We start from the raw sequence: 6,078 nt of genomic DNA, 5'->3' as shown, positions 1-6,078 counted from the left end.
TGATAAAATCGGCTATTGGCATGTCTTGCACTCCTGTTCGTTTGGTCACAAACAGTGTGCCTCTTGACATGTCTTTTTTTCAATTTTTCATGTGCAGTTTTCCGTTAGGAAAACTTGCACATCGCGTATATGATAAAGACAAAAACTGTTTTTATCCCCAATCTCGGATATAAAAAAGTGTTGATAAGATTTTCATCATAAATAAATCGGATGAAATTCCTTAAAAAATCACACTAAAATGTGTCCAATCATGCTTCCTAAATAAATATTTTTTTTCGAATTTGGTCTAGCTCTTCTTCACCTAATTTCTCAACTGCTATCAGCTCATTTTCTGCTTTTATAAGTCCATCAATTTTAAGATGTAAAGCCTTAATTTCTCGATTTTGAGTATTTTGAATAATGAATACCATTAATGAGGCATTAATAGTAGCAATTGTATCAATGACTAAAAGCCAAGTATTGCTGAATCCCCAAATCAATCCTACAATAAACCCAAACAAGAACAAAATTTAATGCCACGACGAACGTAAGAGGTTTTCCAGCCATTTTACACGACCAGGCTAAAAATATTGACAGATGTGAATAAATATTGTTTCGCATTTTAACTCTCATTGTTTTGAACACATTTAAAATCCCAACTTATTGACAAGTTAATTAAATTAAAAATTTTAGTGATAAAATAAAAAAAGCTAGTTATTTTAATCTCTAAACCAAAAGAAATCCCTCAAATCTTTTAGCTTTGCCGAATATACTTCTTCTATGAGATACAGCAAGGGCTGAGGTTTCGAAAACATAATTAAGCTAAAGCGTATATTAAAATGGTTCCTCGACTCATTAGAAATTCTTTTGTTGCTGATAATCTTCTCCTTTGGTTACATGAATTGATGTAACCAAAGGAGTTCTCATGCAAAGTAGCTTTCCCATGCTTCCAACTTCCAATCGCTTTACAGAGCTTGCAAAAAGGGACCAATGGGATGAAATTGTCAACGAAGGACTGCCAAAATTAGAAAACGCCCTAAAGAACAGACACCTTTATGAATCTGCTATTCTTTCTGTTCAATTAACGACGGCTTTTTTTTCTCAAAAAAAATATGCAGAAGCAATTGATTATTCCGAACTTTCTCTCGATTTATCTTCCCATTTCGAAAACCCTGCTTTTAAGATTAGGGCTTTTTTCTTACAAGCGGTGATTTATCGCTCTTTAGCAGAAAAAAGCCTAGACAATGACCACCAACTATTCTTATACAGCAAGGCGATCGAAATCGCAGAAAATGCACTCCATATCTTTACTGAAAACGATATAGCTAATCAAGGACTCAAGGCAAAAATATTGTCTAATCTTGGTAGACTATATGTGGAACAACCTAATCCAGACTTTTCAAAAGCTATTCATTATTACTCGTTAGCTATCTCAAGCTTTGTAAAGGCAGAAAAAATGATAGCTGCAACTCGAGTAAAAATTCGCCTTGCGAAAGTATACTTAGCACAAAAAAATTATGCCGCAGCAAAGGATATTCTCAACCAGATTGCGATTAAACCGCTAAACTTCGAACGTCCACCTACGCTTAATCATTTAAGTATTCAATTTCTCAATGCTTTAAATGAGATTGAAATCAGTTTGCAATCCATTCAAAATAAAACTGGACGGGAGCCCTTTTCAGAACTTTTACAAGCTATTGCGGAAAGGCAAAAGACTCTAACAAAATAGATGGTCGCTTTAAAATTTGGTGCCTATTCCAGCTCCAACTTTGATCCCTCCTATATCTATAGTCCTATGGAAGTGGATGGGCTGATATAGATAGTCTATAAAAACATCTAAAAATAGATTCTGACACAAATAGAAATTCATTCCACTTTTAAAAACGCCTCCAGCAGCCATTTTATATGCGCTATTCGATTCGCAGTGAACTTTATTTTTAATGCATATTCTCGCAATACTAGCTCCTAACCCAACATATAAGTTGACACGGGAAGAAAGTGGATAAATGAGTTTTGGTCCAAAGCTTAAGTTAACAAGCTTAACTTTTGATGGTCCACATTCTCTTATCCTTCCGTGCTTAATAAACAAATCGGTATTGGCCCACAATGCCACATTTGAACAAACGCACTTGGAAGCTTCAAGCTGATAATTGGGACCCAGGTCCCCATATATATGTCGAAACAGGTGGTTTGAAGGAAAGAATGCCGCTGTCCGGTATTCAATTGCCATCTCGGCATGTGCCAAAAAAGGCATCAACAAGTAAATCAAAAAAACGAGTTGTTTCCTAAAAGTTTTTTTATTCATTGCCCATCCGCACCTTTACACGAAGGCTTTCTGCGTTATTCGGATAGACAGCAGTTATTTCAAATGCTTGTATGGATTTTTTTGATCTTAAGCAAGTTCGGTAAATTAAAGGTGAATGCACGTCCACTTTAGCCACGATTTTACTTTTATGATAAATGCGATAAAATAAGACATTTTGAGAATTTGCCGCTTCCCATTGGACTTTGCAGCAATAATCCTTTCGATTAATTGATTCGCATTTTTTTATCACTCCGGTAGCTGAATTTGGTGGGGGAGTTTCAGGAACAACAGGAGTAAATGGAGGAGGTGGCGGCGGTGGAGGTGGCAAAGAAAAATTGGTACGAACCGTATTTGAAGTCGTAGAAAGACCAACAGGTTCACTTGGAAATGGAAGATATTGAAAATCTGCGTTTGCCGTATACGAATAAGCATTATTTTCGGGAGGATAATCATTAATGGAAGCTTTAAAAATAACCTTTGAAGTATTCCCTGAAGAAATATTTCCAATTAAAATGCCGTTATGAAGATCTGGGTCTGAATCTACAAGAACGTCATCCACAACAACGCTATTCGAAATAAGCGTATGCCCTTGTGGAAGAGGGTCTTTTAATACAACATTTAGAGCTGTTCCTAATCCACATGAATCAATGTTCAACGTAAATGTCACAACTTCACCCACCGAAGCATCAATAGACTCTTCTGAATTCACAAGTTTAAAGACTGTTAGATTTGGAATATCTTGCGATGGTAATATAATTGAAACCATATTTGTGATGGCTTCGAGATCCAATGTGGCATTCAGGCAGGTTTGTGATTGGTAGTCGAGAATACCCTGATTATAAAAAATATTCCCGAAAGAAGGATAGTCGGTGACGAGAACCTTAAATTCAAACATCGCTGCCTGACCGATTAATAGATTTCCTAAAGCAAAACCCTCAACTAAATCCGGATCATTCTGAAGAACTTCATTAAATTTAAAACTGCCAGGAACATATTCAAGACCTGATTCCAAAATATCTTTAAAAGTCACCGCAACAGCATTGCTTGTTCCATCATTTTGAAGCTTACAAGTAAAAGTCAAGGTTTCCTCTAAAACAGCTTCGATGGAATTTTGTGAATTCACCTGCATTGTCGCTGTAATGATGGGAGCTCCGACTTGAATTTGGATTCCCAAAGCATTGATGGTATAATCATCCCCTGTTGTTGTTCCAAGAGCGTAAGCAGATGTTTGGTTGTAGTTAATGATATCGGAAATATCAATGCTCGTAATGTCATACCCTTGCCTATTACCTGCTGAGACAATTCCCCTCACGGGATCAGAATTATGATTCCCGAAGCTACCGCGTGTATCTAAAAGACCGGACCCGTTATCGACTAGCTTCGTTGATATGGCTGTTTTGTTTAGCGGAAGCAATGTATTAATCTGGGAACCAAAAAAATTTCCGGCTGGATTATTCGTCCCTTCTAAAGAATTGTTGTTGATTGTAAGAGGCAAGCCATCCCCAAATAGCATGTGATCGCCCATTTTGTTTGCGTCTCCCTCAATTGCACTGATAAACAAATTGCCTTTTAAAGCGCCAGAAGGAGGAGCGCAAAAACCAGAAATTGACGCAGGAAGATTTGTCGTATATGAAGCTTGCTCACAGCCAACAAAAAGAGTCATGTTATAGGTCAACATTAAACCATTTCGAAACACGACAGCAAGTGTCCAGCCTGCAGCATTGTGGGTATCATCATGGGCGGAAATGGTTGCCGGAATGCCTCCAACAGTGTATTTGCCACCTCCACCCTCCTGCACAATGCTCGTGACATCTGCACTTCGCATATAATTTCCAGAAGTGGAATATCCAGGAGTTATCGCGGTTTGGCTTGTCGTGGGATCGGGAGTAACTTGAAAACGAATGTGTTGAGGTGTTGAAAGAGTGATAGGAGTATTCGGTTCGCTACCGGTGATTTCATTTTGAAATCCATAACTTCCAGACCAAATGAGTTCGGCATAGAGTACTGTGCTGTCTTGAGGGAGATCTAAGAAAGCTGAGGAGCTATTTTGCTGCCAGCTTAAAGTTGTACCTGGCAGATAATTTCCAACTTTCTGAGTGGTATCAGCTGTAATAAAGGCTCCAGCTGAATCACATGTTCCGGGCTCATTCTTATTCGCAAGCTTGCTTAATCCTAGCGTATTGCCCGTAAAAAGAATACCGCCATTGTCTGTTGTTGTATAACGCTTTATATAAGTCGCTTCTATAGGAGTAAGACAAACAGAAAGCAAAATCAAAAGGAAAAGAGTGATTTTAAAGGAAAAGGAACCCCTACATCGCGAAAATGGCGATATATACATGTTGAAAGCCTCGTTATGAAAGTGTCGTTTAGGAAATGCTGAAAGTCAAAAGCAGTTTTTTTCGCCCAAATTTTCAAAGTAAGCAATCCATTCTTTTTTGAAAATATTTTTCAAACATTGCTTAGAACAGATCGAAAGATGCTTATTTTAAAAATTTTCATCTATATGAATCAAACTTCCATATTTGTTCAAATTTTGCCCATGCCTATTAGCATTTTTTTAAGTATTCATTTTAGCGGTCTGCTTTTATAAATCCTAAATCGGCTTTTCTTCCTTGAAGGCAATCATAAACTCTGTTTTCCAGCGAGCGAAAAATTGGCATCTATTTTGCAGAAAAATCTTTAAAAATGACAAGGAATTTCCGGAAAAAATTAAGCTAATAATCACTGAAAATAGTTCAGTACAACTTATTTATTTAACAAAAGAAATATTCGATAAATGTGTTAAAAATCAAGTTTCCGGTTCTTTAAAATTTTCTTCAGATAAAGAGGTACAAAATTACTACCTAAATACGCAATTTTAACCATCCTTACTAACAGACATTGCGATTTGCAAATCTTGTATCGCAATACCTGTTAAATCAACGATCATCAATTGATCGTCTGAATGTCTTCTCTTCTGAGGATTGAGAATCGCTTCTCCTAGCTCAAATATTTGACTTGATTTGAGCCTTCCCTCTTTGAATGCATATGAAGTATCTCCAAATTGAAGACATTGTTCTCGGCTATCGACAATGATCCGATCTGCCATTGAAAATAGCCTCGGATCGAGCTCTTGCTTTCCTACGTCGTCTGCACCAACTGCAGTAATGTGAGTTCCCTCTCTAATTTGGCTCGCAAGTAACAAAGGGCTTGAGGCTGAAGTTGTTGTCACAATGAGATTACACTCAGCACACAATTGTTTTAAATTGAGTTCAGCTTGAAGTTGAAATTCCGCAAGCTCAGGATTTTCACAAAACTTTCTAATTTTAGATTCATAGCGTCCCCACACCTTAACTTTGCGGCAATTCGTCACGTATGGGAGCAATTTGAGCTGCCAATAGGCTTGCATTCCTGTGCCTACGATTCCAATGCATGAGATGTTTTTAGGCGTAAAATACTTAGCTGCTATACAGCCTGCCACTGGTGTACGGAGATCTGTTAAAAACCCTTCATCCAGCAAAAGGACCTCTGGTTTTCCTGTGGCTTTATCAAACAAAAGCATTAAGCCATTTCCACTTGGAAGACCCAAGCTTGAATTTTCATAAAAGGTGGAAGCGACTTTAACAACGTAGTATCTCCCCTTTTTGGTATACCCATATTTGATATGGATATCTCCGGGAGGATGATCAAAATAGAGAGTGCTTACAGGAGGAACCACGGCTTCCCTTTGGCTGTAAATCACAAATCCCTCTTCAATCGCATTTAAAATGGTTGGAATGTGAAGTACCTTTTGGATGTCTTGCTTAGTCATGATT

5 protein-coding genes are annotated in these 6,078 nt (G+C 37.6%); 1 reads left to right on the top strand and 4 read right to left on the bottom strand.

The annotated features are described in order from the left end of the window. Window positions 1–257: 257 nt before the first annotated feature. On the bottom strand, window positions 258–506 hold the full coding sequence (locus AB7E63_RS08720) for a low affinity iron permease family protein (RefSeq protein WP_050784543.1): 249 nt from the start codon (window positions 504–506) through the stop codon (window positions 258–260). A 398-nt stretch (window positions 507–904) separates the two neighbouring features. Between AB7E63_RS08720 and AB7E63_RS08715 the strand changes: the two genes are divergently transcribed. After that, complete coding sequence (locus AB7E63_RS08715) at window positions 905–1,708, top strand: tetratricopeptide repeat protein (protein WP_006340303.1); 804 nt, start codon at window positions 905–907, stop codon at window positions 1,706–1,708. A gap of 9 nt (window positions 1,709–1,717) precedes the next feature. Here AB7E63_RS08715 and AB7E63_RS08710 read toward each other — a convergent pair whose 3' ends face one another. From AB7E63_RS08710 to AB7E63_RS08700, 3 genes are all read right to left on the bottom strand, one after another. Continuing rightward, on the bottom strand, window positions 1,718–2,284 hold the full coding sequence (locus AB7E63_RS08710; RefSeq protein ID WP_006340304.1) for a hypothetical protein: 567 nt from the start codon (window positions 2,282–2,284) through the stop codon (window positions 1,718–1,720). Continuing rightward, window positions 2,277–4,622: a DUF11 domain-containing protein gene (locus AB7E63_RS08705; protein WP_080502576.1), complete on the bottom strand. Its 2,346-nt coding sequence runs from the start codon at window positions 4,620–4,622 to the stop codon at window positions 2,277–2,279. Before AB7E63_RS08705 ends, AB7E63_RS08710 begins: the two co-directional genes overlap by 8 nt. 519 nt (window positions 4,623–5,141) lie before the next feature. Beyond that, window positions 5,142–6,074, bottom strand: coding sequence for a deaminase (locus AB7E63_RS08700; protein WP_241208964.1), 933 nt, complete (start codon window positions 6,072–6,074; stop codon window positions 5,142–5,144). Between the last annotated feature and the right edge of the window lie 4 nt (window positions 6,075–6,078).

The organism is Parachlamydia sp. (assembly GCF_050255895.1).
Classification (GTDB): Bacteria; Chlamydiota; Chlamydiia; order Chlamydiales; family Parachlamydiaceae; genus Parachlamydia; species Parachlamydia acanthamoebae.
This window is presented reverse-complemented; position numbering and strand designations above follow the sequence as displayed.

What these genes read in the sequence shown, in the direction of transcription:
- AB7E63_RS08715 (WP_006340303.1), top strand. Translation starts at nt 905, where the DNA reads ATGCAAAGTAGCTTTCCCATGCTTCCAACTTCCAATCGCTTTACAGAG.
- AB7E63_RS08700 (WP_241208964.1), bottom strand. Translation starts at nt 6,074, where the DNA reads ATGACTAAGCAAGACATCCAAAAGGTACTTCACATTCCAACCATTTTA.
- AB7E63_RS08705 (WP_080502576.1), bottom strand. Translation starts at nt 4,622, where the DNA reads ATGTATATATCGCCATTTTCGCGATGTAGGGGTTCCTTTTCCTTTAAA.
- AB7E63_RS08710 (WP_006340304.1), bottom strand. Translation starts at nt 2,284, where the DNA reads ATGAATAAAAAAACTTTTAGGAAACAACTCGTTTTTTTGATTTACTTG.